Source organism: Kocuria oceani (assembly GCF_029524215.1).
In the GTDB taxonomy this organism is placed as follows: Bacteria; Actinomycetota; Actinomycetes; order Actinomycetales; family Micrococcaceae; genus Kocuria; species Kocuria oceani.
In genome coordinates, this window is sequence record NZ_JARAMH010000014.1 from 54,267 (window position 1) to 76,967 (window position 22,701).

The 22,701-nt window shown below is 74.5% G+C and carries 26 protein-coding genes; 12 read left to right on the plus strand and 14 right to left on the minus strand.

What is annotated here, in order from left to right:
* Positions 1-103: 103 nt before the first annotated feature.
* Positions 104-1,207, plus strand: a complete 1,104-nt coding sequence (locus tag PU704_RS14650; RefSeq protein ID WP_277551828.1) for an NADH:flavin oxidoreductase — start codon at positions 104-106, stop codon at positions 1,205-1,207.
* 106 nt (positions 1,208-1,313) lie between these two features.
* Here PU704_RS14650 and PU704_RS14655 read toward each other — a convergent pair whose 3' ends face one another.
* Positions 1,314-2,321 carry an SDR family oxidoreductase gene (locus PU704_RS14655; RefSeq protein ID WP_047803782.1) on the minus strand — a complete coding sequence of 336 codons (1,008 nt, stop codon included), beginning with the start codon at positions 2,319-2,321 and terminating at the stop codon, positions 1,314-1,316.
* A gap of 70 nt (positions 2,322-2,391) precedes the next feature.
* The gene (locus PU704_RS14660) at positions 2,392-2,889 is read right to left on the minus strand and encodes a DedA family protein (protein ID WP_047803781.1); all 498 of its coding nucleotides are present in this window, start codon (positions 2,887-2,889) and stop codon (positions 2,392-2,394) included.
* A gap of 132 nt (positions 2,890-3,021) precedes the next feature.
* Between PU704_RS14660 and PU704_RS14665 the strand changes: the two genes are divergently transcribed.
* Complete coding sequence (locus PU704_RS14665) at positions 3,022-3,504, plus strand: hypothetical protein (RefSeq protein WP_277551829.1); 483 nt, start codon at positions 3,022-3,024, stop codon at positions 3,502-3,504.
* On the opposite strand, the gene PU704_RS14670 is transcribed toward PU704_RS14665, so the two are convergent.
* On the minus strand, positions 3,501-4,373 hold the full coding sequence (locus tag PU704_RS14670; protein WP_277551830.1) for a GmrSD restriction endonuclease domain-containing protein: 873 nt from the start codon (positions 4,371-4,373) through the stop codon (positions 3,501-3,503). The genes PU704_RS14665 and PU704_RS14670 overlap by 4 nt on opposite strands.
* Before the next feature lie 266 nt (positions 4,374-4,639).
* Entirely contained in the window at positions 4,640-5,419 is a 780-nt protein-coding gene (locus tag PU704_RS14675; RefSeq protein ID WP_277551831.1) for a peptidase, read from the minus strand.
* A gap of 147 nt (positions 5,420-5,566) precedes the next feature.
* On the opposite strand from PU704_RS14675, the gene PU704_RS14680 reads away from it, so the two are divergent.
* Complete coding sequence (locus tag PU704_RS14680; RefSeq protein ID WP_380113419.1) at positions 5,567-6,319, plus strand: dienelactone hydrolase family protein; 753 nt, start codon at positions 5,567-5,569, stop codon at positions 6,317-6,319.
* A 73-nt stretch (positions 6,320-6,392) separates the two neighbouring features.
* Here PU704_RS14680 and dgoD read toward each other — a convergent pair whose 3' ends face one another.
* The 3 genes from dgoD to PU704_RS14695 are packed head-to-tail and all read right to left on the minus strand — an operon-like array spanning position 6,393 to position 9,239.
* Positions 6,393-7,541: a galactonate dehydratase gene (gene dgoD / locus PU704_RS14685; protein WP_047803776.1), complete on the minus strand. Its 1,149-nt coding sequence runs from the start codon at positions 7,539-7,541 to the stop codon at positions 6,393-6,395.
* 13 nt (positions 7,542-7,554) lie between these two features.
* Entirely contained in the window at positions 7,555-8,181 is a 627-nt protein-coding gene (locus tag PU704_RS14690; RefSeq protein WP_047803775.1) for a 2-dehydro-3-deoxy-6-phosphogalactonate aldolase, read from the minus strand.
* The gene (locus tag PU704_RS14695; RefSeq protein ID WP_277551834.1) at positions 8,178-9,239 is read right to left on the minus strand and encodes a 2-dehydro-3-deoxygalactonokinase; all 1,062 of its coding nucleotides are present in this window, start codon (positions 9,237-9,239) and stop codon (positions 8,178-8,180) included. Before PU704_RS14695 ends, PU704_RS14690 begins: the two co-directional genes overlap by 4 nt.
* 113 nt (positions 9,240-9,352) lie before the next feature.
* Here PU704_RS14695 and PU704_RS14700 point away from each other — a divergent pair, with 113 nt between their 5' ends.
* From PU704_RS14700 to PU704_RS14710, 3 genes are all read left to right on the plus strand, one after another.
* Positions 9,353-10,126, plus strand: a complete 774-nt coding sequence (locus tag PU704_RS14700) for an IclR family transcriptional regulator (RefSeq protein ID WP_277551835.1) — start codon at positions 9,353-9,355, stop codon at positions 10,124-10,126.
* Between the two features lie 126 nt (positions 10,127-10,252).
* Positions 10,253-10,483, plus strand: coding sequence for a hypothetical protein (locus PU704_RS14705; protein ID WP_047803772.1), 231 nt, complete (start codon positions 10,253-10,255; stop codon positions 10,481-10,483).
* 62 nt (positions 10,484-10,545) lie between these two features.
* A complete protein-coding gene (locus tag PU704_RS14710) occupies positions 10,546-11,163 on the plus strand; it encodes a maleylpyruvate isomerase family mycothiol-dependent enzyme (RefSeq protein WP_277551836.1) in 618 nt (205 codons plus the stop codon).
* A gap of 65 nt (positions 11,164-11,228) precedes the next feature.
* Here PU704_RS14710 and PU704_RS14715 read toward each other — a convergent pair whose 3' ends face one another.
* The 3 genes from PU704_RS14715 to PU704_RS14725 form a co-directional block, all read right to left on the minus strand.
* Positions 11,229-11,393, minus strand: coding sequence for a hypothetical protein (locus PU704_RS14715; RefSeq protein WP_158041183.1), 165 nt, complete (start codon positions 11,391-11,393; stop codon positions 11,229-11,231).
* Between the two features lie 276 nt (positions 11,394-11,669).
* Positions 11,670-12,101, minus strand: coding sequence for a DUF1801 domain-containing protein (locus tag PU704_RS14720; RefSeq protein WP_277551837.1), 432 nt, complete (start codon positions 12,099-12,101; stop codon positions 11,670-11,672).
* 174 nt (positions 12,102-12,275) lie between these two features.
* On the minus strand, positions 12,276-13,118 hold the full coding sequence (locus tag PU704_RS14725; RefSeq protein WP_277551838.1) for a hypothetical protein: 843 nt from the start codon (positions 13,116-13,118) through the stop codon (positions 12,276-12,278).
* A 549-nt stretch (positions 13,119-13,667) separates the two neighbouring features.
* Here PU704_RS14725 and PU704_RS14730 point away from each other — a divergent pair.
* Positions 13,668-14,996 (plus strand): serine hydrolase domain-containing protein, encoded by a 1,329-nt coding sequence (locus PU704_RS14730; RefSeq protein WP_277551839.1) that lies wholly within the window; start codon positions 13,668-13,670, stop codon positions 14,994-14,996.
* A 41-nt stretch (positions 14,997-15,037) separates the two neighbouring features.
* On the opposite strand, the gene PU704_RS14735 is transcribed toward PU704_RS14730, so the two are convergent.
* On the minus strand, positions 15,038-15,532 hold the full coding sequence (locus PU704_RS14735) for an SRPBCC family protein (RefSeq protein ID WP_047803767.1): 495 nt from the start codon (positions 15,530-15,532) through the stop codon (positions 15,038-15,040).
* A 265-nt stretch (positions 15,533-15,797) separates the two neighbouring features.
* Positions 15,798-16,388, minus strand: coding sequence for a GNAT family N-acetyltransferase (locus PU704_RS14740; RefSeq protein ID WP_277551840.1), 591 nt, complete (start codon positions 16,386-16,388; stop codon positions 15,798-15,800).
* A 132-nt stretch (positions 16,389-16,520) separates the two neighbouring features.
* On the opposite strand from PU704_RS14740, the gene PU704_RS14745 reads away from it, so the two are divergent.
* The 3 genes from PU704_RS14745 to PU704_RS14755 all read left to right on the plus strand — a co-directional run bounded on the left by PU704_RS14745 (position 16,521) and on the right by PU704_RS14755 (position 18,953).
* Positions 16,521-17,138 (plus strand): TetR/AcrR family transcriptional regulator, encoded by a 618-nt coding sequence (locus tag PU704_RS14745; protein WP_277551841.1) that lies wholly within the window; start codon positions 16,521-16,523, stop codon positions 17,136-17,138.
* 24 nt (positions 17,139-17,162) lie between these two features.
* Entirely contained in the window at positions 17,163-17,840 is a 678-nt protein-coding gene (locus PU704_RS14750) for a VC0807 family protein (RefSeq protein WP_277551842.1), read from the plus strand.
* A gap of 75 nt (positions 17,841-17,915) precedes the next feature.
* Positions 17,916-18,953 carry an FAD-dependent oxidoreductase gene (locus PU704_RS14755; RefSeq protein ID WP_277551843.1) on the plus strand — a complete coding sequence of 346 codons (1,038 nt, stop codon included), beginning with the start codon at positions 17,916-17,918 and terminating at the stop codon, positions 18,951-18,953.
* An 87-nt stretch (positions 18,954-19,040) separates the two neighbouring features.
* Here PU704_RS14755 and PU704_RS14760 read toward each other — a convergent pair whose 3' ends face one another.
* A complete protein-coding gene (locus tag PU704_RS14760; protein WP_277551844.1) occupies positions 19,041-19,367 on the minus strand; it encodes a GYD domain-containing protein in 327 nt (108 codons plus the stop codon).
* Positions 19,368-19,720: 353 nt separating this feature from the next.
* Between PU704_RS14760 and PU704_RS14765 the strand changes: the two genes are divergently transcribed.
* Positions 19,721-19,954 carry a hypothetical protein gene (locus PU704_RS14765; protein WP_277551845.1) on the plus strand — a complete coding sequence of 78 codons (234 nt, stop codon included), beginning with the start codon at positions 19,721-19,723 and terminating at the stop codon, positions 19,952-19,954.
* Positions 19,955-20,252: 298 nt separating this feature from the next.
* On the opposite strand, the gene PU704_RS14770 is transcribed toward PU704_RS14765, so the two are convergent.
* Positions 20,253-21,434 carry a thermonuclease family protein gene (locus tag PU704_RS14770; RefSeq protein ID WP_277551846.1) on the minus strand — a complete coding sequence of 394 codons (1,182 nt, stop codon included), beginning with the start codon at positions 21,432-21,434 and terminating at the stop codon, positions 20,253-20,255.
* Between the two features lie 412 nt (positions 21,435-21,846).
* Between PU704_RS14770 and PU704_RS14775 the strand changes: the two genes are divergently transcribed.
* The gene (locus PU704_RS14775) at positions 21,847-22,656 is read left to right on the plus strand and encodes a nuclease-related domain-containing protein (protein WP_277551847.1); all 810 of its coding nucleotides are present in this window, start codon (positions 21,847-21,849) and stop codon (positions 22,654-22,656) included.
* Positions 22,657-22,701 lie beyond the last annotated feature (45 nt).

The following is a 22,701-nucleotide window of genomic DNA, read 5'->3' on the forward strand; positions in this document are numbered from 1 at the left end:
CGACGGCTCGAGACCGCAGAGCTCGAGACCGCACGGATCCGGATCGCACCGATACCCAGTACCGATCCGCAGCCCACAGACAGAGACATCGAAGGAGATGCCCATGCAGGAGTTCGCCCCGCTCTGGTCCCCCGTCCGGATCGGCGCCACGGAGGTGGCGCACCGCGTCGCCCTGGCCCCGATGACCCGCATCAGCGCCACCGAGGACGGCCGGGCCACCGACCGGATGGTCTCCTACTACGAGACCTTCGCCCGCGGCGGCTTCGGGCTGCTGATCACCGAGGGGATCTACCCCGACACCGCCTACAGCCAGGGCTATCTGCACCAGCCGGGCATCGCCACCGTGGAGCAGGCGAAGTCCTGGGCCCCCGTCGTCGACGCCGTGCACGCGGCCGGGGCGCGGATCTTCGCCCAGCTCATGCACGCCGGCGCCCAGACCCAGGGCAACCGGTACGTCGACGCCACGGTCGGACCCTCCGCGGTGGCGCCCAAGGGCGAGCAGCTCGGCTTCTACCGCGGCGAGGGCCCGTTCCCCGTGCCCGAGCAGATCACCCCGGAGCAGATGGACAAGGTCCGGGACGGCTTCGTCACGGCCGCCCTGCACGCCCAGGACGCGGGCTTCGACGGTGTGGAGATCCACGGCGCCAACGGGTACCTGCTGGACCAGTTCCTCACCGACTACCTGAACCGGCGCACCGACAAGTACGGCGGCTCGCCCGAGAACCGGGTGCGCTTCGCCGTGGAGATCTGCCGCGCCGTGCGCGAGGCCGTGGGGCCGGAGATGACCGTGGGGATCCGCATCTCCCAGGCCAAGGTCAGCGACGCCGAGCACCGGTGGAGCGGCGGGGCCGAGGAGGCCCGCGTGATCTTCTCGGCACTGGGGGCCGCGGGCATCGACTTCGTCCACACCACCGAGTACCGGGCCACCGCCCCGGCCTTCGGAGGGGACGGCGAGTCGCTGGCCGCGCTCGCCAAGGAGCACTCCGGGGTCAGCGTGATCGCCAACGGCCACCTCGACGACCCGGACGCCGCGGCCACGCTGCTGGGCACGGGCGCGGCCGACGTCGTCGCCCTGGGCAAGGGCGCCCTGGCCAACCGGAACTGGCCCCACCTGGTGCGGGAGGGCCGGGAGCCGGCGCCGTTCGACGGCGCCGTGCTCGGCCCGCTCGCCGACATCAAGGACGAGGAGCTGTCCCTGCGCGGCTGACCGCGCACTCCGGGGACGGCACCGGGCCGGGCGCGCCGTGCGCCCGGCCCGGCGGCGTCCCCGGGACGCTGCCCGGAGCGGCAGCGGTCGCTGCCCAGCGCGGGAATCAGCGGCCGTGCCGGCGGTTCCGGGCGAGCGCGGCCGTGGCCAGCGCCCCTCCGGCCAGCAGGGAGGCGGCCCGGGGGTGGGTCTGCAGCCAGGTGTAGGCGCTGACGCCGCGGGCCCGGGCACCGAGATCCCCCTCGGTGCGGTTGTCCTCCTCCCGGGGGGCGTAGAGGGTGCCGGGGGCGCCGCCCGGGGCGGGCGTCGAGGTGCTCTCCAGCGGCACGGCGCGGGACAGCGCCGCGTCCATCAGCCGCGGCGCGAGGGCCTGGACGGCGGACATGATCCGCCCGGCCCCACCGGCGTAGAGGTCCCGGACCGGGTGCTCGGCGGCGTAGAGCACGCAGTCGGCCACCACGGAGGGCTGGTAGATGGGCGGCGGGCCGGTGGGCTCCACGTCCAGGGTGTGGGCCGCGCTGGTGAAGAACGGGGTGTTGATGGTGGCCGGCTTGATGCTGGTGACCGAGATCGGCGCGCCCTCGGCCATCAGGTCCCGCCGGAGGGCGTCGGTCATGCCCTCCACCGCGTGCTTGGAGGCGGCGTAGGCGCTGTGCCGGGGCAGGGCGACCCGGCTCTCCACGGAGGAGACGGTGATCAGGGCGCCGCCGCCGGCCTCGCGCAGGCGCGGCAGCGCGGTGAGGGCGCCGTGCACCTGGCCGAGGTAGTTGATCTCCATGAGGCGGCGGAACTCCTCGGGCAGGGTCTGCTCGAAGGGGGCGTGCACGAGCACGGCCGCCACGTTGACCCACGTGTCGATCCGCCCGTAGGCGGACACCGCCGCCTCGGCGACGGCCTGGACCTGGTCGGGGTCGACGACGTCGCACACCACGTAGGCGGCCCGGCCGCCGCGGTCGGTGATCTCCTGGACGAGGGACTGCAGGCCGGGCTCGCTGCGGGCCGCCACGACGAGCGCCGCCCCCTTCTCGGCCAGGCGCAGGGCGGACGCGCGGCCGATGCCGCTGGAGGCGCCCAGGACGACGACGACCTGGTCCGCGATGGGCTTGAGCTGCATGATCGGTGCTCCTGTCGGTGGGTGTGGACCCACCGTAGAGAGTCGCCGCGCGCGACAGCAAGTGTGCTGATCAATTGCGTCCCGGGGACGTCTGCCGGTCCGCGGTGCGCCGGGCGCTGCGGCGGGCGTGGGCCGCGCGGGCGGCGGCCAGCAGGGCCAGCAGGGCGACGACGAGCAGGACCGCCCACGGCTCCCGCAGCCAGGCCCAGACCACGGCCATCCCGACCGTCCCGTAGACGGTGCCCCAGATGAGCGTGCCCACCAGCATCGCGGGGATCCAGCGGCGCAGGGGCATGCCGGTGACGGCGGTGGTGAGGATGACGGCGGTCTGCAGTCCCACGGTGAGGAAGCAGGCGGGCACGGCCAGCACGCCCCAGCGGTGCACGAGCCGCTGGGCCCGCCGGTAGAGGGCGGTGTCCATCAGCCGGCGGACACGGTCGGAGCGCCGGCTGCCGCCGGTGGCCGCGGCGCGGCCCAGGGCGAAGACGGCCGTGGTGCGCACGATGCCCACGGCCCAGAAGAACAGGATCGCGGCACCGAGGGGGAGGGACTCCATCCAGGCCTGCACCGGTCCAGTCTAGGGAGCGGAGCTGACAACACCCGACGACAGGATGTCAGCACGGACCGCCTCCGCCTGGGATACCCTCGCCTCAGATCCGGCCCTTCCGGGACGGTCACCGGCACAGGAGGACGCACGAGCATGAGCGTGGAGATCGACGACCAGGGCACCGTGACCTCCGGCGGACGCCCCGTGGACTACGCCACCGCCTACGGCTGGGCCGTGGAGTCGCCCGAGACGATCACCGACCTGGTCCACGACACCAAGGCGTTCGTGACCGTGATCGCCGCCGCCGAGCACGCGGGCCCGGAGGAGCAGGCCGCCGCCGTGCGGAAGGCGTTCGCGGCCGGGGTGCCGCGCGCGCCGGGCGCCTCCTGGGCCGCCGCGGCGGCCCAGGAGACGGCGCCGCAGGAGACGGCGCCGCAGGAGACGGCGCCGCAGGAGACGGCGCCGCAGGAGACGGCGCCGCAGGAGACGGCGTCACAGGAGACCGTGCCTTCCGAGCCGGCGGCCTCGGATCCGGACGCCGGATCGCCGGAGCCCGCGACCTCGGACACCGCACCGCAGGAGCCGGCAGCCGACGCGGCTGCGCCGCAGGAGCCAGCAGCCGGGCGGCGCGGCTAGTCCTCGCAGGCCACGCCCGGCTCCCCGCCCCGGTCCAGGGCCGGGCGGTAGCCGGGCTCGTCCGCGCGCAGCGGTGCGGCGCCGGCCTCGCGCACGGCGTCGCAGTTCGGGTAGTACACCTCCACCGGGGCCGACGGCGCGGGGGAGGACGCACCGGCCCCGGTCGCGGAGGCGCCGTCGGGCAGGTCCTGCTCGGGGCACCCGGCCAGGACCTGGGCCATGGCGGCCTTCTCCTCGGCCGTGACGAAGAGCTCGTAGCGGGTCTTCACCGCGATCTGGAGGGCCACGTACGGGCAGTGGAACGCCTCGTCCGGCGGCAGCCATGCGGCGGCGTCCGAGGCGGACTTCTCCCCGTTGGTGGGCCCGTCCACGGCCAGCAGGTTCAGCGGGTCATTGGCCAGTGCCTGCCGCTCGTCCGCGGGGAGCCGGTCCGCCCCGGTGACCCATGCGTTCTTGAGCGCCACCACGTGGTCGATCTGCACGTCGGCGGAGGTCAGCGGTCCGCGGCGGAAGTCGATCGTCGCCCCCGTGTAGGGGTCCTCCAGCGTCCCCGAGAGGACGGTGCACCCGTCGTCGCCGAGCACCGTGCCGGTTAGGTCCCGGGCCAGGACGTCGTTGCGGGCGTCGCAGCCGTTGCCGTCGGGATCGGCCCAGTCGCCGAACTGCGCGAGCCGGTCGTAGTCGTCGCCGCTGCCGGCCTCCTCGACGGGCAGCGCCTCGAGGGCCTGCCCGGCCGGGGAGGCGCTCGCGGTGGTCCGGGCCGGGGCGGTGCACCCGCTCAGCAGGGCGAGGGCGAGCGGGACGGCCACCGCCCAGCGGGCCGGGTGCCGGCCGGCCCGGCGGGCGGAGGGGTCGTGCGCGTGCTGCATGGATCTCCTGGGAGCGGGGCGCGCCCGCATCGGACGCGGGTGGAGGTCCATTGTCCCAGGTCAGCACGCCGACGGCACAGCCCGGAGGGGCCGCCCGGGCCGTGCCGGGCTGTCCCTCCGGGCCGTTCGACCGGCGGTCGGCCGATCAGCTCCGCTCGTCCACGGCCGCGACCGCCAGATCCGGGTGGTCGGAGAAGAGACCGTCCATGCCGGCCCCGACGTTCACCGCACCCGATCCGTGGAACGGACCCGCGGGGCCCCGCCGCTCACAGCTGCGGGACGCACTGTCCGGCGCCGAGCTCGGCCAGGCCGGCCCGGTCCCCGGCGGCGAGCGTCGTGACCTCACCCGCCGGGTGCATCACCTGGGCGGGGTCGTCCACGTGGGCGAGCCCGACCACGTGCGCCAGTTCGTGCACGATGGTGGCGCGGACGTGATGGGCGCCGCCGGGCGCCTCCAGGATCGGCGCCAGGCCCGGGGCGTCGAGGGTGACCTGGCCGGTGACGTAGACCAGCGGCTGCCCGGGTGCGCCCCGGGGCGTGCTGCCGCCGAGGCCCACGACGTCGCCGGCCAGCTCCGGGACCTCGTCCGGGTCCGACCAGGTGATCAGCACCGGCGCCCACCGCGAGCCGTACCGGTCGGGCTGATAGGGCTCCCGCCGTGTGTCGGGGTCCTCCGTCGTCGTGCCGTCGTAGATGAACTGCAGGCCCGTGGCCGCGGAGATCTCGGCCACGGTCTCCTCCACGAGCTGCTGCCCTCCGGGCGGGGCGCCGTCCGGGCGCAGGACCCAGTGCACCGGCCGGCAGGGGTCGTAGGCGACCATCTCCTGCTCCGGGTCTGGCGAGTCCATGAAGCGGTAGCCGCCCGCCTCCTCGACGACCGGCGGGTCGCCCAGCGGGGTCCGGGAGGCCTCCACCCCCGGTGGCGGCGCCGCGGCGTCCGGCAGGTGCGGAAGGAGGACGGGCAGGGCGTAGCGGTCGACGAGGCCGGGGGCGAAGCAGAGCACGGTCAGCAGCACGACCCCCACCGCCGGGCTCGTCCGCCGCACCCGGCTCCGTCGCCGGGGAACCCGGTGCGGTGTGGTGCCACCGTGCTCGCGCATCGTCCCCGTCTCCAGTGCTCGATCGACCCTGTCCCCTTGACCGTACTGAAGTGTACGAAAGCAAAGGGAAATGGCGGTCTTTCCCGTCCGAACATGACGGGCCGCCTGCCTACACTGGCCGGGCCGGATCCCCGACGAAGGAGCACCGCAGTGGAGCAGAGCCCGCACCAGAACGTCACCTTCCCCTCGGCCGGGGAACAGGCCCACGGCTACCTGGCCCTGCCGGAGACCGGCCGCGGTCCCGGCGTCATCGTGGTCCAGGAGTGGTGGGGGCTGACGGACCACATCCGCGACGTGGCCGACCGGCTCGCGGCGGAGGGCTTCGTCGCGCTGGCCCCGGACCTCTACGGCGGGTCCATCACCCACGACGCCGAGGAGGCCGCCGCGATGATGGCCCGGCTGCCCGAGGAGGAGGGCGCCCGCCTGCTCGGCGGGGCGGTGGACCACCTGCTGGGCCACGAGGCCGTCACGAGCGCCACCCTGGGCGCCGTCGGCTTCTGCATGGGCGGCGGGTTCGTCCTGGCGCTCGCCGCGGACCAGGGCGAGCGGATCGGCGCCGCAGTGCCGTTCTACGGCGTCGGCCAGGGGCTGCCGGACGCCTACCAGGGGCTGCGCGCGGCCGTGCAGGGCCACTACGGCCGGCAGGACCGGTCGTACCCGCCCGAGAAGGCCGAGGCCCTGGAGGAGCAGATCCGCCGGGAGTCCGGGGCCCCGGTCGTGCAGTTCCACTTCTACGACGCCCCGCACGCCTTCCACAACGACGAGAACCGGCACAACCACCGGCCCGAGGACGCCCGGACGGCCTGGGCGCGCGCGGTCGCGTTCCTGCGCGAGCACGTGCGGTAGGGCCTCCGCCGGGACGAGGGCGGGGCCGTCCGGGGCGTTCAGGTCCGGGGCGTTCAGGTCCGTGGCCGCCGGCTCACCACTCCGCGAAGGAGCCGTCGGCGTGGCGCCAGACCGGGTTGCGCCAGCGGTGGCCCTCGCGGGCCCGCTCCAGGACGTAGTCCTCGTTGACCTCGATGCCCAGCCCGGGCCCGCCGGGGATCCGGACCATGCCGTCCTCGTAGTCGAAGACCGACGGGTCGGCCAGGTAGTCCAGCAGGTCGTTGCTCTCGTTGTAGTGGATGCCCAGGCTCTGCTCCTGGATGAAGGCGTTGTAGCAGCCGGCGTCGATCTGCAGGCACGCCGCGAGGGCGATGGGGCCCAGGGGGCAGTGCAGGGCCAGGGCGACGTCGTAGGCTTCGGCCATGTGCGCGATCTTGCGGGCCTCGGTGATGCCGCCGCAGTGGGAGGGGTCGGGCTGGATGATGTCCACGGCGCCGGAGGCCAGGACGTCCTTGAAGTCCCAGCGGGAGAACAGCCGCTCGCCCAGGGCGATGGGCGTGGACGTGCTGCGCAGGGGATCGAGGAAGCCGTCGACGTTCTCGCTGAGGACGGGCTCCTCGATGAACATCAGCCGGTAGGGCTCGAGCTCGCGCAGCAGGACCTTGGCCATGGGCTTGTGCACGCGGCCGTGGAAGTCCACCCCGATGCCGACGTCCGGGCCCACCGCCTCGCGGACCGTCCGCACGCTCTCCAGGCACAGGTCGACCTTGTCCCAGCTGTCGACGTACTGCAGCTCCGCGGTGCCGTTCATCTTCACCGCACTGAAGCCTCGCTCGACGGCGGCGCGGGCCGCGGCGGCGGTCTCGGTGGGGCGGTCCCCGCCGATCCACGAGTACACGCGGATCCGGTCGCGGACCCTCCCGCCGAGCAGCTCGTGCACCGGCACCCCGAGGGCCTTGCCCTTGATGTCCCACAGGGCCTGGTCGATGCCGGCCAGGGCGCTCATCAGGATGGGTCCGCCGCGGTAGAACCCGCCGCGGTACAGCACGGTCCACAGGTCCTCGATGTTGCGGGGGTCCTGGCCGACCAGGTGGTCCGAGAGCTCCTCGACGGCGGCGGCCACGGTCGCCGCCCGGCCCTCGACGACCGGTTCGCCCCAGCCCACGACGCCCTCGTCGGTCTCGATCTTCAGGAACAGCCACCGCGGGGGCACGGTGTAGGTGGTCACGCCGGTGATCCTCATGGAGTCTCCTCGCTCACTTCTCGGGGTGGTCGCTCGCGGAGCGCCAGGCCCGGACCAGGGCCTCGGCGCGGGCGGACAGGTCGGGGCCGGACACGCCGGGCCGGTAGAGGGACGAGCCGATGCCGGCCCCGCCGGCCCCGGCGGCCACCCAGTCCCGGAGGTTCTCGGCGCCGACCCCGCCCACGGGCAGGAACTCGACGTCCGCCGGCAGCACGGCCCGCCAGGCCGTCATCCCGGCGATCCCGACCGCGTCGGAGGGGAACAGCTTGAGGTTCCGGGCGCCGGCCCGGAGCGCGGCGAAGGCCTCGGTGGGCGTGGCCACGCCGGGGTAGCTGCGCATGCCGAGGCGGACCGTCTCGGCGATGACCTCCGGGTCCATGGCCGGGGAGACGATGAGCCCGGCCCCCGCGGCACGGGCGGCACGGACCTCCTCGACCGTCAGGACGGTGCCCGCGCCCACGGCGCAGTCCTCCGGGAGGTTCTCGCGCAGCACCCGGACCGAGGTCAGGGGGTCGGGGGAGTTCAGCGGGACCTCGAGGGCGCGGAAGCCCGCCGCGTACAGCCGGTCCCCGACCTCGGGGGCCTCCCGCGGGGTGAGGCCCCGCAGGATGGCGACGAGGCCGGTGGGAGTGTGCGTCATGCCGTTCCTTCCGTCGGGGCATCGAGAAGGCCGGCGGCGAGCGCGATGCTCCGCAGGCCGTGGGTGACGACGTCGCCGCCGACCACCGGGGCGTCGACGCCGAGCTGGTGCAGGGCGCGCTGGTAGCGCCGGCACAGCTCCGGCTCCCCGCACAGCAGCACCTCGGCCGGCCCTGCGCCGGGGGAGCCGCCGGAGGCCGGCCGGTCGCGCGCCCAGGAGGCCACCTCGGCGCCGATCATCAGCCCGGAGATGTAGTCGTCCACCTGCTCGGCGGCCAGGCGCCCGGTCAGCGGCAGGGTCCGTGCGGAGAAGAGGGTGGCCAGGATCCCGCCGTCGGCGTCCGCGCTCAGCGACGTCCGGACCCCGCGGTCGAAGGCCTCCAGGTCGGGCGCGTCGGGCCGGCGGGCGAGCCGGCCCAGGATGCTGTGCCGGGTGACCAGGCCGTAGACCTCACCGGTCATCACGGTGCGGAAGTCGAGGACGCGGCGTCCCTCCACGTGCACCCACTTGGTGTGGGTGCCGGGCAGGACCACGACCGTCCCGCGGCGCCCGCCGGTGTGCGCGTCGCCGTGGGCGGTCTCGAGCAGGCCCAGGATCTGGGTCTCCTCCCCGCGCATCACCTGGGGCAGCTCGCCGTCCGCCAGCAGGCCCGGCACCACGTGCACGGGCCCGCGGCGGGTGGGGATCGCCGTCAGCGCCCCGGCCAAGGCCTCGAGATCCTGGGGCAGGCGCTGATACGGCACGTCCGCCCAGCCCTGGGTGCTGCCGACCATGCCGGAGGCCAGCACGGGGAGCGCCGGGTGCGCCTCCAGCCACCGCCCGCACATCCGCTCGAACTCCTCCTCGAACGCCGCGCGGCGGTCCTGCGCGGTCGTCAGCCCGTCGGTGACGGCCAGGACGCCCCGGCCCGCCGGGGCGGTGTCGAGGACGGTGCCGGCGGTGTCGAGCAGGTAGGCCCGCGCCGAGGTCGTTCCCCAGTCCAGCGCGACCAGCCGGGAGGAGGCCGGGCCGGGGGCCGACGGGTCAGGACCGGAGGGGGCGGGTGAGAGCTGAGGCACATCTGGAGTGTGCTCAATCTGTCTCACTATGTCGAACAGCGTCGTAGATAATGGGACATGACGACTCCGTCCCGGACCGGAAGACGGCCGGTTCCCCTCCTAGACTTCCCTGCATGACCTCCGAGAGCAGCCCGCCCCGGCCACCCGTCCCGCAGGGGACCCTCACCCTCGCGCGCGGACTGGACATCCTGCACGCCGTCGCGGAGGGCGCCCACGACCTGAAGGGCGTCGTGGACGCCACGGGCATCGGCCGCAGCACGGCGCACCGGCTGATCCAGCTGCTGGAGCTGCGAGGCTTCGTCCGGACGGTCCACGGCACGTCCTACACGCTGGGGCCGCAGCTCATCGACTACGGCTTCCGCGCCCTGCACCAGCAACCCCTGCCGGTGCTCGCCCGCCCGGTCCTGGAGCGGCTGGCGGCCACGGTGCAGGACACCGTGCACCTGGCCGTGGAGGACGCCGGGCAGGTGCTCTACCTCGACAAGATCCCCGGCTCGCGCGGAGCCGAGATGCGCTCGCGGATCGGGCACCGGATGCCGCTGACCCGCACGGGCATCGGCAAGTCCCTGCTCCTGGACGAGCCGCACCGCTGGGCGGAGCAGTACACCGCGGAGCACCCGGGGGCGCACTCCCCGCAGGAGCTCGCCGCGTTCCGCCGGACCATGGAGGACGGTGCCGGCCGGGACAGCACGATGGACCTGGAGGAGAACGAGCCCGGGATCCGCTGTGTCGCGGCCCCCGTCCGCGACGCCCGCGGCGCGGTCGTGGCGGCGATCAGCGTCTCGGCCACGCAGCCGTACATGCCCGCCGAGCGCATGCAGGCGCTGGTGCCGGTCGTGCGGCAGGCGGCGCAGGCCATCGGGCGCGAGCTCGGCCGGAGCGCGTGACCCACCCGAGGGGAACCCGAGCCGCGGCCGCGGGTGGGCGTGGTCCCGGCCGCCCCGGCCGCCCCGGCGGCACCGCCGGGGCGGGTCGGTCGCCGAGGCGTCGTGTGCGGTCCGTAGGGTGGAGGAATGAACGCCGGGAAGACCCCGCAGCCCGCCGGCTCGCCCAAGGAGCAGCTGCTGGCGGCCGTCTGCCTGGGCGGGCTCCTGCCGCTGCTGTCGTGGGTGCTGGACAGCTACCTGGTGGCACTCGTCTGCTCGCTGGCCCTGAGCTTCGTGGTCTCCGGGCTGCTGCGGCAGCGCGCGCTCCTGCGCCGTGGCGCCGACCAGCACACCGACCCGGAGCCTCCCCCGACGTAGTGCAGGCGCGTCACCGCACGGCATCGTCCGGTGACGGCCCGCCGCAGGACAGAGGAGTCCGCATGACCGAGATCTGGCCCGTGGTGCACGCCGAGCGTCAGGCGCTCGCGCAGGACCTGGAGCACCTGCCGGCGCCGCAGTGGGCCACCCCGTCCCTGTGCCCCGGCTGGGATGTGCACGACGTCCTGGCGCACCTCGTCGACGACGCCCGGACGACACGACTGGGCTTCCTGTGCCGTCTCGCCGCCGCCGGCTACGACTTCGACCGCTGCAACGCCCGGGGAGTCTCCCGGGAGCGCCGTGCCGATCCGCGCGCGACCCTGGCCGCCTTCCGCGCGGTCGGCGGCCGCACGACCAGCGCCCCGGCGCCGCCGGCCACCCGGCTGATCGAGGCGATCGTGCACGGAGAGGACATCCGGCGGCCCCTCGGCATCTCCCGCGCCTATCCGATCGGGCCCGTCACCGAGGCCCTGCGCCACCAGCTGCGGACCGGTGTGCGGTTCGGCGGCGGCAAGGAGCGCGCTCATGGACTGCGCGTCGTGACCACCGACGCCGGACTCGAGACCGGCACGGGCCCGGAAGTGCGCGGGACCGCCGCCGCCCTGCTGCTGGCGGTGTCCGGGCGCGCGGTCGGGCCGGAGGAGCTCGCCGGCCCGGGTGCCGCGGCCCTCGTGCGCTGATCGCCGCATGCTCGTCCTGGCCGACCCGGTCCGGCACCCGGTGGCCGAACGGGCCGGGCGTGCGGTCAGCTCCGGCGCAGCGGGCGCTCCAGGATGCCGGTGGAGATGGTGACCAGCACGGCGCCCACGACCAGCAGCGCGGCCCACCCGTACGACTGGGCGCCCAGCGCCAGCACCGCGCCGTTGGCGATGAACAGCGCCACGGCCACCACCGTCAGCCACTGCGCCACCTGGTCTTCCCGAACTTCTCGAACCCCCGCCACTGCGATCCCCTTCGTCGTGTCCTCCGCGGCTGCGACCGCAGCCCGGTTGCTCCCCAAGTTAGGTGCCGACCGGGTTATATGTCTTTGGACTTAAGTCCAGAGCTCCGGGTGCCCGCGGAAACATCGGGTCTGGTCAGCGGGGATACCCGAACATGACGAAAGATTGCTCGACGGCCCCGACGGCCCCGACGGCCTCGACGGCCTCGACGGCCTCGACGGCCTCGGTGACGCCTCGGTCCCGGCTCAGTCCGCGGCGGCACCGTCGTGGGCGCCCCGGCCGAAGGTCCCGCAGGTCACGGCGCGGTAGGAGGCGGCGACGACGTCCTCGAGCACGCCGAGGTCGATGCCGTCGAGGTCCTTGACGTAGAGGCACCCGACGCCCGTCGTGTGCGGGCCCAGCCGCGCCAGCTCGCCGGGGTAGGCGCTCACGCCGTCGAACAGGTAGATGGTGGTGGCCGCCCGGCGCGGGGCGAAGCTCGCCGCCGGGGCGTCGCCCTCGTGACCGCTGGCGTAGCGGTAGTGGTACTCGCCGAAGCCGATGATCGTGCCCCACATGGTGGGGGTCTCTCCGGTGGCGCGGGCGAACAGCGGGAGCAGCCGCTCGGCGTCGTTCCGGCGTTTCCTGGGCGTGACGCCCTCGAGAAACTCCTCGACCGGCTGGGGTGTCTTCTCCACGGGGTCTCCTCGGAAGCGAGCGTGCGGGGCCAGGTGCCCCGCGTCGGCGGCGTCGCCGGGTCGAGTGCCACGGTACGCCGCGGGGCGGACGGCGAAAGGGTCACGGACGGCGACAGGGGCGGCAGCCGTGGTCGCCACGTCTGCCGCCCCTGTTCCGCGGGTGCCGGGTTCTGCCTACGGTGCGGCGGGGGCCGCTCCGGGGTCGGTGCCGGTGGCGCCCTGCTGGGCCGCTCCCGGGTCGAGCTGGCCGGTTCCGGTGCCCGTCTGGCCGCCGTCCAGCGGCTGGCCGCCCGTGCCGGCGGCCGCGTCGCCGGACGTGGCCGAGCCGTCGCCGGTCACGGCCCCGCTGGTCGGGGCGGTCCCACCGGGCACCACCTCGCCCGCCGCGGGGTCGGTGGTCGGCGCCTCCGCAGGGGCGGCGCCCTCGGCCGGGGCGAGCTCGCCGGTGCCCGGTGCCTGCTCCTCGGCCGGGGCGGGGGTGCTCGCGCTGCGCACGGCCACGGACTCGGAGCCGGTCACGGTGCGCTGGATCGTGCCCGTGCCGCCGGAGAGCTCGGTGCCGGTCAGCGCCTGGACGCCGAAGACCGCGGCGACCGCCAGGCCGATGATCACCCCGGTGCTCACGAGCACCTGCTTCCACGGCAGCCGGAAGCGCGGCCCGGGGGCGTCGTCGGCCACGGCGCTGCTGCCGCAGGTCTCGGGGACCCGCAGTCCGTCGCGGGTGAGGATGCGCGTGGTCACCACGGTGCGGACCTTGGTCAGGCCCCGGCGGCTCCGTTCGAGCGAGGTGGAGTAGACGACCACGGCGATGCCGGAGACGATGCTCGTCAGGGCGGCGCCGAGGACGGTGCCGACGACGCTGAGGTGACCGCCGATCACGGACATGGTCGCGGCGGTGGCGGCACCGGCGAGCAGTCCCGGGATGTTCAGGGCCGGGCTCTTCTTTTCCGGCTTCTCGTCCGTGGGCGCCTGCTCGTCGGCGGGCGCGGTACTGGTCTGGGGTTTTTCGAGGGTCATGCTGATGTCCTGGTCCGGTCGCGGGTTGGGGGGCCGGATCCCCGCGACGTCGCTCGGGTCGGCCGGATCCATTATCCCGGCTGACCTGGGAGAACACAGGATGAGTGAGCATCCTCACATCCTGCTGGCGGGCAGGGCGCAACGCTGCGTCACAGCGCCTGGTCAGGGCGGAGTCCGGCGGCGACCGTGGTGGTGGCTGTCGGCGACCGGAGGCGCGGCCGGGCCCGTCGCGGCCGTGGGGTGCGTCATCTTCCGGTGTCGGGTAACGATCCGGGACGGGGCCGGAGGCCTGTCCCGGAGGCGGTCCTACGCTGGACGGAGCGGTCCCCCCGGGTGCGGACCCGGGCCGGGGCGCGTGATCCGCGGGGCCCGGCACCGGCCCGCCCCGGCTTCGATTCCCGTGTCCGTGCGCACGGCCAGGAACTGCCGTCGCCGTGGCGCGCCGCAGGGATCGACATCGTCGCCCACGACGACAGTGCCCGAAGCACCGCCTCCAGGGCGGAGAGTCCGCGCCGACGGCGTGCTCCGCCGACCGGGAAGAGAAGACCCATGTCACCATCCACCCGATCCACTCGTCCCCCGTTCCTCGCCGCCGTGGCGGCGGTGCTGCTCCTCGGGGCCGGCGGCGTCGTCGGCGTTCCATCGGCGGCCACAGGGTCCGCGGCCGGACCGGCGACGGGAGCCGCGGCCGCCCCCGCGCCCTCCGTCCCGGAGGCCTGCGTTCCCGACGTCGACCGCGTCGTCAGCGCCGGTCCGTCCCCGCAGACGGCGGAGCCGCTGCCGCAGGAGCTCACCGCGAGGCTGGATGCCGCCGCGCGGCGATCCTTCGCGCAGGCCTCGGCCCCCGGTGCGGTCGTCGGAGTCTCCTCCCCGGAGGGAACCTGGACGCAGGCCTACGGAGTGGCCGACCCGGCCACCGGGGAGCCGATGGACGTCGACGTGCACACCCGCATCGGCTCTGCCACCAAGCCCTTCACCGCCACTCTGGTGCTGCAGCTGGCCGAGGAGGGCGAGCTGTCCCTGGACGACCCCATCGGGGACTACGTCGAGGGCATCCCCAACGGGGACCGGATCACGCTGCGCCAGCTCGCGGACATGACCAGCGGCATCGCCAGCTACTCCCGCAACGAGGAGTTCCAGAAGGTCCTCTTCGCGGCCCCGGAGACGGTCTTCACGCCCGAGGAGCTCGTCGCCTTCGGCGTGGCGGAGTCCCCGCTGTTCGCCCCGGGGGCGCAGTTCGACTACTCGAACACCAACTACGTCCTGCTGGGCCTGGTCGTCGAGCAGGTCACCGGACGCCCGGTCGGGGAGGTGCTGGAGGCCAACATCTTCGACCCGCTGGAGCTCGACGAAACCGTCTGGCCCGGTGCCTCCACCGAGCTGCCCGAGCCCTTCGCCCGGGGCTTCACCCTGCAGGGCGACACCGCGACCCCCGAGGCCCCGGCCGATGCCACCCACTGGAGCCCCACCTGGGCCTTCACCGCCGGGGGCCTGATCTCGGACGTGGACGACCTGCTGACCTACGGCCGGGCCCTGGGCACCGGACAGGGTCTGCTGGAGGCCGAGAGCCAGCGGGAACGCCTGATGTCCTTCTCCCCGCCGGAACGAGGCTACGGACTGGGCTTCGGGTGCATGGACGGCTGGGTCGGGCACACTGGGGAGCTGCCCGGGTACAACACCACCGTCTACTACGACACCACCACCGACACCACCGTGGTCGTGCTGGTCAACAGCGACATCGCCTCCGGGAACTGCCCCGAGTCCCCGGTGCTGGCCGGCGACCCGAGGACGCTGCCGTGCTCCGGGCCCGCCACCCGCATCTTCGCCGAGCTCTCCACCGCGCTGGGCCACACCTTCACGCCCAACCCGCAGGAGTGACCACGGCGGGCTCCGGGCCGTGGGCCGGCACGGGGGCGACCCTAGGACGACGGCGCCGTCCCGGCCTCGACCAGGCGCTTGAGCCGCCGCAGGCTCTCCCGCAGCCCCTCGCGCATCGTGGTCATCCGGTCCGGGTCCCGGCCCAGGGTGCCGATGATGAACCAGCCGATCCGGCCGACCGGGCGGGCCACCTCGTAGGACTCCGTCACCCGGGTGCCGGTGCCCTCGGGCTCGAAGCGATAGCGCCACACGATGGTGCCGGCGAACTTCTCGGTGCGCGCGAAGGCGAACTCCCGGCCGGGCTCGGCGGCCATCACGATCGGGGTGTTGTGCCAGGAGAAGCGGGAGTCCTCCGGGGCCCGGTTGCGGGCCCGGAACCGGGCGCCGACGTGCGGGCCGCCGTCGTCGAGCCAGACGACCTCGTCGACCTCGGGACTGTACTCGGGGGTGCGGGTGACGTCGGCGACGACGTCGTAGACCGCCTGCGGCGGCGCCTCGATGTGCACGGACTCCTCGGCACGGCCCAGGGTCTGCATGGTGGTCCTCCGTGGTGCGGTGGCGGAGCGGATCAGGTGCCGGGACTTCGGTGCGGGTGGGACCCGCACCGAAGGGTGCCTCGACCATAGGCGCCCGTCGAGGGCGCGCCCAAGGGCGGAGGCCGGATCGTCTCGGGCCCGTGACTCTGTGCGCCTTCGTGTCGCTGGCGCTCCCGGGACGTGGTCGCCCGCCGCGGTGCGACGGTCCGTGCGGGGGCGAGGTCGGGGAAAGCGCACAGGGTGCGCCGTCGCCCCTGTGCCCGAGTCAGCGCAGCGACCGGCGCATGAGGACGCGGGGGAAGCCGTTCAGCGTCGAGGTCGTGTCGGCGGCCCAGGTGAAGCCGGCGCGCTCGAACATGGCGCGGGTGCCGACGTAGGCCATCGTGGTGTCGACCTTCCGGTCCCCGTTGTCGACCGGGTACCCCTCGAGCGCCGGCGCCCCGTGGCCGCGGGCGTGCTCGACGGCCCCGTCGAGCAGGGCCCGGGCCACGCCCCGGCCGCGCCGGCCCCCGCGCACCCGGAAGCACCACACCGCCCAGACCGGGAGGTCGTCGAGGTGCGGGATCGTCCTGCTGTGGCTGAACGCGTGCAGCTCGGCCCGCGGGGCGACGCCGCACCAGCCGACCACGGTGTCGCCGTCGTAGGCCAGGATGCCGGGCGGGATCGGCCGGGCGCACAGCTCCTGCACCTTCTGGGCCCGCTCCCGAGGGCTCAGTGCGCGGTTCTCCCGGGACGGCAGCCGGTAGCTGAGGCACCAGCACACCGCCGAGTCGGGGTTCCGGGGGCCGAGGACGGTGGCGACGTCGTCGAACCGCTCGCTCGTGGCCGGCCGGATCGTGAACGGGGTCGTGTCCATGGCCCATTCTCACGTGGGCGCGGGCCGGGAGGCATCTCGGAACGGGAAGGAGGCGATCCCGCCGGGCAGGTGTGGCCGGATCGTGACCCGCGGACCCTGGCCGACCTTGATCGGTCGTACGAGAATCTGACCATGCGGTCAGACACGGGGCGGGACGGCGGGAGGACGTTCACGGAGCGGGCCCGGCGCGAGCAGATCCTGGCGTGCGCGGTCGAGGCGATCGCGGAGCTGGGCTACGCCCGGGCCTCCCTGGCGGAGATCGCCCGCCGGGCGGGGGTCAGCAAGGGTGTGGTCTCCTACTACTTCCCGGGCAAGGACCGGCTGCTCGAGCAGGTGGTGGCCGACGTCTACACCCGGGCCGGGGCGGCCATCGCCGCGGCGACCGCCGGGCGCACCGGGGCCGCGTTCCTGCGGGCCTATCTCGAGGCCAACCTCGGCTTCCTGGCCGACCACCCGGCGGACATCCGGGCCGTGACCGAGATCGTGATGAACCTGCGCGGGCCGGACGGCGCGCCCCGGTTCGCCCCGACCGGGGAGGACCCCGTGCTGGGCCACCTGGAGCAGATGCTGCGGGACGGCCAGCAGGCCGGGGAGTTCCGCGACTTCGACGCCCGCAGCATGGCCGTGCTGCTGCGCGGGGCCGTGGACACCGCCTCGGGACGGCTGGTCACCGACCCCGGGTTCGACCTCGCGGCCTACACCCGGGAGCTCATGGCCACGGCCGAGCTCGCCACCCGCAGGGTGCGCTGAGCGCACCGTCCCGAGGAGGACGCCATGAGCAGTCCACGCTTTCCGGCCCCCGACGACGCCGCTCCGACCCCGCGCCGGCGCGGCAGTGCTGCCGGGTGGCTGGGGGTGGACCTGGTGCTGCCCTTCGCCCTCTACTACGGGTCCCGGCTGGCCGGGGCGGACGCGTGGACGGCCCTCATGCTCGGCGCCGTCGGGCCCCTGGCGCGGGTGGTGGTCACGGCCGTGCGCGCCCGGCGGCTGGAGCGGCTGGGCCTGTTCACGCTCACCGTGCTCGCAGCGGGCACCGTCGTCGGACTGCTCAGCCCCGACCCGCGCCTGCTGCTGGCCCGGGAGAGCTGGCTGACGGCCCTGGTGGGCGGCTGGATCCTCGCCTCCCTGCTGGGGGGAAAGCCGGTGCTCTACGAGGCCACGCTGCGGCTGATGCCGGCCGACGCCGCCGCGGGGTGGCGCCGGGACTGGGAGACCAGCCCCGGCTTCCGCCGGCTGCTGCGCCGGATGACCGCCGCCTTCGGCGCGGCGTTCCTGCTCGACGCCGCGGCCCGGGTTGTGATGGCCTACACGCTGCCGGTCGACGTGGTGCCCGCGGCCAGCGTCGGGCTGCTCGTGCTGCTGCTCGTGGCCGTGGTCCAGGGCGGAAAGGCCTACGGCCGGCGTCACCTGGGACCCGGTGCGGGCCAGGGCGTGCCCGGCCACCGGACCTGAACCCTCGGCCGTCCGACGTCCTCCCGCCCCCGGGTGTAGACACTGAACAGGACACCACCGATCGGAGGAGGCGCCGTGCAGGGATCAGCCGTCGTCCTCGGGGCCGGCATCGCCGGTCTCGCCACCGCCCGCGGGCTGCTCCGCGCGGGCTGGACCGTCCACGTGCTCGAGCGCTCGCCGGGCCTGCCGGACACCGGCACCGCCCTGGGCATGTGGCCCGAGGCCATGCACGCCCTGGACCGGCTGGGGGTGGGAGAGGGGGTCCGATCTTCCTCCGTCGAGCAGCGCGGCGGGCGGCTCCTCCGGCCGGACGGCACCGAGATCGCCCGCCTGGACCTCGGCCGCCCGGTCCGGCTGGTGCCCCGGCCCGTGCTGCTGACGGCACTGGCCGCAATGATTCCTCCGGGAGTCATCGCGTGGAACACCCCGGTCACCGACCACGGTGAGCTGCCCGCGGCCGACATCGTCGTCGCCGCCGAAGGCATCCACAGCCCCACCCGCGCCGCCCTGTTCGGCACCGCCCCGCGGGCGCTGGGCACCGTCGCCTTCCGCGGCACCGTGCCCGGTCCGGCGGACGGGGTCACGGAGACCTGGGGGCCCGGGCGGCTCTTCGGCATCACCCCGCACGACGCCGGGAACACCAACTGGTTCGCGAGCATCCGCGCCGATCTTCTGCCGCCGGAAACGTCTCCGCGCAGCGCCGCCCAGCTGCTCCGGAAGCTCTACGGGGACTGGCACCGGGAGGTGCGGCGGGTGCTGGACGCCCTCGGGGACACCCCGATCGACCGGCGGACGCTGCTCGACGTCGCTCCGCCGCCCTCCTACGTCAGCGGACGGACCGCGATCCTGGGCGACGCCGCCCACGGCATGGCGCCCAATCTCGGAAGAGGCGCGTGCGAGGCCCTCCTGGACGCCACGGTCCTCGTCGAGGCGCTGACCGCGGCACCGGACGTGGCCGGCGCCCTGCGCCGGTACGACGACGTCCGCCGCAGGCCGGCCACCCGCACCGTGCGCCTGGCGCGCCTGGCCAACACCGTGAGCACCGTGCAGCATCTCCTGCCCGTGCGCAACACGATCATGGCCGCGGCATCGCACCTGAGCCGGCTCGGGTAGCCGCCGGCGGCCGGCCGTCCGAGGGGCGACCGGCCGTCCGAGGGGTCGCCGGCGTGGACCCCGCCCGGACCGGCGTACCGGACCGGATCAGGTGCCGGGTGGCCGGTACCGGACCTGCTGGGCCCGGCCCAGGGCGTCCAGCGTCTCCTCGACGCTCATGAGTACCGTGGTCTCCAGCGAGCTGAGCGCCCCGCCCCCGCCGATGGCGAGGGCCACCGCGGCCATGGACACGTTGTCCGGTGCTTCCCAGAGGTTGTAGCCGTCGTGCTCGCCGAAGGTGTACCAGAATCCGTGCAGCTTCCCGCCGACCGATTCGATGTAGGCCCGGGCGGCCTCGCGGCGGTCCTCCGGGTGCTGGATCATCCGGGCCCAGGTCTCCGGGGTGTAGCTGAACTTCGACAGATAGAGCGGCATCGTCTCGTCCTTCCGGTGCCCGAGGGCGTCCTGGCGGCTGTTCCGCCGGATTCCTCGAGTGCGGCTGCCCCGACCGTAGGCCCCCGGCGGGAGGCGGCCCAAGGGCATCGACCGGATCGTCGCCGGGCCGTGACTCATGTCGTCTCCGTGTCGGAGTCGCACATCGCGAACTCCATCGGTCGTCGGCCTCCCGTGGACCGACCTCGGGGCCGGTCGGACTCGTCGCGACGAGGGGGAGGGCCATTGCCGTCCGCGCAAGAGGGGACGCCCTGCCGGTCTCCTCCGCCGAGAAACACGCCGCTGACGTGGGACGATGATGCGCAGTTCCCGTTCCCCCACGTCAGGAGATCCCCGTGGAAATCATCCCTGAGGGCCGGCCCCTTTACGTGCTGGCCGTCCTGCTCGGCATGCTGGTGGGCGTCAAGGCCCCGCCCGAGTCTCGGCGCTCGCTCGCCGGGTGGATGCTGGCCGGGGTCGCCGCCACCGCCTACGCGGCTCTGGTTGCGCGGGACCGGGACCGCAACGTCCAGTGGTGGCTGGCGCGCGCAGCGTATGACCGTGAGGGTGATTGGTGCCGGTGCTGCTGACGCCTCCCGGCCCCATGCGGGTCCACGCCGAAGGTGAGCCGGGAGGCTCGCAGTCCGGCGAGCGTGGACTGTCCGGCCCAGCGATGGCCGAGGCCGGATGGGCCATCATCGGGGCTGGTGCTGATCGGCCCGGAGCAGATGGCGGTCAGGCAGCATCCAGCCATTGTCACCGACGGCGAGCTGCCACAGCAGACTCAGGGCCGACGAGGCCGTCCCAGGAAGGGCCCGGTTCGGCGTCCGGCGCCTTGACGCGCTCCGGTGAGTCGCTGCGCCGCCCGTGGATTCCCCGCCGGTGGACTCAGCAGGGCTTGAAGAACTTCCCGCCCGGCGCGTAGCAGCGCGGACCCGTGTAGCCGGGAATGTCCGCGTAGTACCCGGGCGGTGCCTGGTTGACGATGTTGGCCCCCGGGTTCGGGGCAGGCTTCGGTGCGGGTGCGGGTGCGGGTGCGGGTGCGGGTGCGGGTGCGGGTGCGGGTGCCGGAGCGGGCGCGGGCGCGGGCGCCACCGCCCGGCGCGCGGCGTCGGCTGCCGCCTGCCGGGCCGCCTCCGCCTGGCGCGCCAGCTCGTCCTGCTGGGCCGCCGCGGCCTGGCGCGCCGCCTCCGCCTGACGATCGGCCTCCGCCTGCCGGGCGGCTTCGGTCTCTGCCTGGCGGCTCTGCTCCTCGGCCTCCGCCGCGCGGCGCTGCTCGGCGGCGCGCTCCCGGAGCGCGGCGACGTCTTCCCGGACGTCCGAGAGCTTGCCCTTCAGCGACGGCAGCCCGGCCAGGTGGCGCACGTGCGGGTGCGCGTCCCCGTCGACAGCGTCCAGGGCGGCCAGGAACGCGAGGGCAGCCGCGACCTCTCCGGCCACGTCGTCGAGATCCGCCGGCGCGGCGTCGGCGAGCGCGTTCGTCGCCTGCTGCAGCTGCGCCGGGATGGTGCAGCCGTGGGCCGGGTCGAGCAGGCCGGCCTGCTGCTGCTCGGCCTCGGCGAAGGCCTCCTCCACGGGCGGCAGGAACCGGTCGTTCGGGGCGATGTAGAGCGGCGTGCCCAGCCCCTGGCGGGCGATCTCGGCGTTGACCAGGGTGCCGTCCTCCAGGAACACGCCGGCGAGCCTGCGGCCGTAGGAGTCGGTGCGCTCCTGGTCGTACTCGAGGCCGACCACCGTGCCCGGCGGCAGGAGTTCCTCCAGCAGCGCGGTAGCCTCCGGGCCGAGGCACTCGACGACCTCGTTCGGGTCCTTGGTCTCCGGGGTGTCGATGTTGAGCCGCCGCACCCGCACCACCTCGCCGCCCAGCTGGACGTCGACGGTGTCGCCGTCGATCACCCGCTCCACCACGGCGCGCTCGCCGCGCAGCTCCGCGGCATCGGAGGTCACGGTCGAGGAAGCGTTCGACGGCGGTGCCGCGTCGCTGGAGGCCGCCGTCCCACCGCAGCCGGTCAGGAGCAGGAGGACGAGCGCGGAGGCGCCCAGGCGGCGAGATGCCGGGAGGAAGGTCATGGGGGTCCTGTCAGGAAGCCGTCAGTACCCCTCCAGCCTAAGGATGCGAATGCAATCATCGCGGAGGGGCCCGTCCCCAGTTCGGGGGATGTGCCGCGCCTCGTGGTGCGTCGAGGACGGGGGCCGAGCGCTGCTGCAGCGTCACAATGGGGCACACGGGCACTCCGACTTGTCGTGTACTAATGCAAACACATGAGATGCAGGAAGACATCTCCGCTCCGTCCGAAAGCCGACGACCATGACGACTCCTGCCACGCCCGGCCCACCCGTCCTGCCGCCTTCTCCACGGCCGGTGCATGCCGGGAACCGCGCGGGACTCCCGCCGGCCGCGGCGCCGGGGGAGTTCCCGCCCGAAGCCCCTATCCGCAGCACGGGCTTCGCCGCGTTCCGGCTCCTGCCCCCACCGGCGGATGTGAGCAGCCCGAGGCCCGGACCCAGCCTGGCGGACCGGCCTGCCGGCCAGGCGGTGATCGCCGAGACGCTGCGGATCCAGGACGAGCGACCACCCCGGTCACGGTGGGCCCGCTTCGTCGGCGCCGATCCGCTCAGCGACCGGAGTCGCTCGTGGTTCCGGGGCGCGGAAGGGGAGATGGCGGTCGGGCAGATCCTGGGTCGGCTCGGACCGGAGTGGACGGTGCTGCACGCCGTCCCGGTCGGGGCCGGGACCTCGGACATCGACCACGTGGTCATCGGCCCGGCCGGGGTGTTCACGCTCAACACGAAGAACCATGCAGGCAAGGAGGTGTGGGTCGGCGCGCGCGCCATTCTTGTCGGCGGGCACAAGCAGCACTACCTGCCGCACTCCCGGCACGAGGCCGCCCGGGCGGCGAAACGGTTGAGCGCGGCGGTAGGTGCACCGGTGCCGGTCACTCCGGTGCTGGTGCTGATCGCCCCGAAGTCGCTGACGGTCAAGCAACGTCCCGTGGACGTCGCCGTCGTCACCGACCGCCAGGTGCTGCGCTGGCTGCAGCGGCGTCGTCCTGTGCTGACGCCCGCGCAGATCGACCGGATCAGGGCCGCGGCCGTTCGCTCGGATACCTGGCACGACCACCCCGCGCCGCCCGAGGACCCAGCGGTGCTGCAGGAGCGCTTCGAGCAGCTCCGGTCCACCGTGCGCGGCGCGCGGGTGCGGCGCGACCTGTGGAAGCTCGCCGGGGTCGCCGCGGCGCTGGCGGCGTTCCTCGGCTCGGGGCCGGCCGAGGCGGTCCTGGACTCCTTCTGATCGGCGCCGGTGTGACGGTGCGGTCCCCGGCGCGGTCGTCGGGAC

What these genes read in the sequence shown, in the direction of transcription:
- PU704_RS14680 (WP_380113419.1), top strand. Translation starts at nt 5,567, where the DNA reads ATGACGGGCCGCCTGCCTACACTGGCCGGGCCGGATCCCCGACGAAGG.
- PU704_RS14770 (WP_277551846.1), bottom strand. Translation starts at nt 21,434, where the DNA reads ATGACCTTCCTCCCGGCATCTCGCCGCCTGGGCGCCTCCGCGCTCGTC.
- PU704_RS14740 (WP_277551840.1), bottom strand. Translation starts at nt 16,388, where the DNA reads ATGGACACGACCCCGTTCACGATCCGGCCGGCCACGAGCGAGCGGTTC.
- PU704_RS14650 (WP_277551828.1), top strand. Translation starts at nt 104, where the DNA reads ATGCAGGAGTTCGCCCCGCTCTGGTCCCCCGTCCGGATCGGCGCCACG.
- PU704_RS14725 (WP_277551838.1), bottom strand. Translation starts at nt 13,118, where the DNA reads ATGACCCTCGAAAAACCCCAGACCAGTACCGCGCCCGCCGACGAGCAG.
- PU704_RS14745 (WP_277551841.1), top strand. Translation starts at nt 16,521, where the DNA reads ATGCGGTCAGACACGGGGCGGGACGGCGGGAGGACGTTCACGGAGCGG.
- dgoD (WP_047803776.1), bottom strand. Translation starts at nt 7,541, where the DNA reads ATGAGGATCACCGGCGTGACCACCTACACCGTGCCCCCGCGGTGGCTG.
- PU704_RS14760 (WP_277551844.1), bottom strand. Translation starts at nt 19,367, where the DNA reads ATGCCGCTCTATCTGTCGAAGTTCAGCTACACCCCGGAGACCTGGGCC.
- PU704_RS14705 (WP_047803772.1), top strand. Translation starts at nt 10,253, where the DNA reads ATGAACGCCGGGAAGACCCCGCAGCCCGCCGGCTCGCCCAAGGAGCAG.
- PU704_RS14710 (WP_277551836.1), top strand. Translation starts at nt 10,546, where the DNA reads ATGACCGAGATCTGGCCCGTGGTGCACGCCGAGCGTCAGGCGCTCGCG.
- PU704_RS14730 (WP_277551839.1), top strand. Translation starts at nt 13,668, where the DNA reads ATGTCACCATCCACCCGATCCACTCGTCCCCCGTTCCTCGCCGCCGTG.
- PU704_RS14690 (WP_047803775.1), bottom strand. Translation starts at nt 8,181, where the DNA reads ATGACGCACACTCCCACCGGCCTCGTCGCCATCCTGCGGGGCCTCACC.
- PU704_RS14670 (WP_277551830.1), bottom strand. Translation starts at nt 4,373, where the DNA reads ATGCAGCACGCGCACGACCCCTCCGCCCGCCGGGCCGGCCGGCACCCG.
- PU704_RS14655 (WP_047803782.1), bottom strand. Translation starts at nt 2,321, where the DNA reads ATGCAGCTCAAGCCCATCGCGGACCAGGTCGTCGTCGTCCTGGGCGCC.
- PU704_RS14750 (WP_277551842.1), top strand. Translation starts at nt 17,163, where the DNA reads ATGAGCAGTCCACGCTTTCCGGCCCCCGACGACGCCGCTCCGACCCCG.
- PU704_RS14700 (WP_277551835.1), top strand. Translation starts at nt 9,353, where the DNA reads ATGACCTCCGAGAGCAGCCCGCCCCGGCCACCCGTCCCGCAGGGGACC.
- PU704_RS14735 (WP_047803767.1), bottom strand. Translation starts at nt 15,532, where the DNA reads ATGCAGACCCTGGGCCGTGCCGAGGAGTCCGTGCACATCGAGGCGCCG.
- PU704_RS14665 (WP_277551829.1), top strand. Translation starts at nt 3,022, where the DNA reads ATGAGCGTGGAGATCGACGACCAGGGCACCGTGACCTCCGGCGGACGC.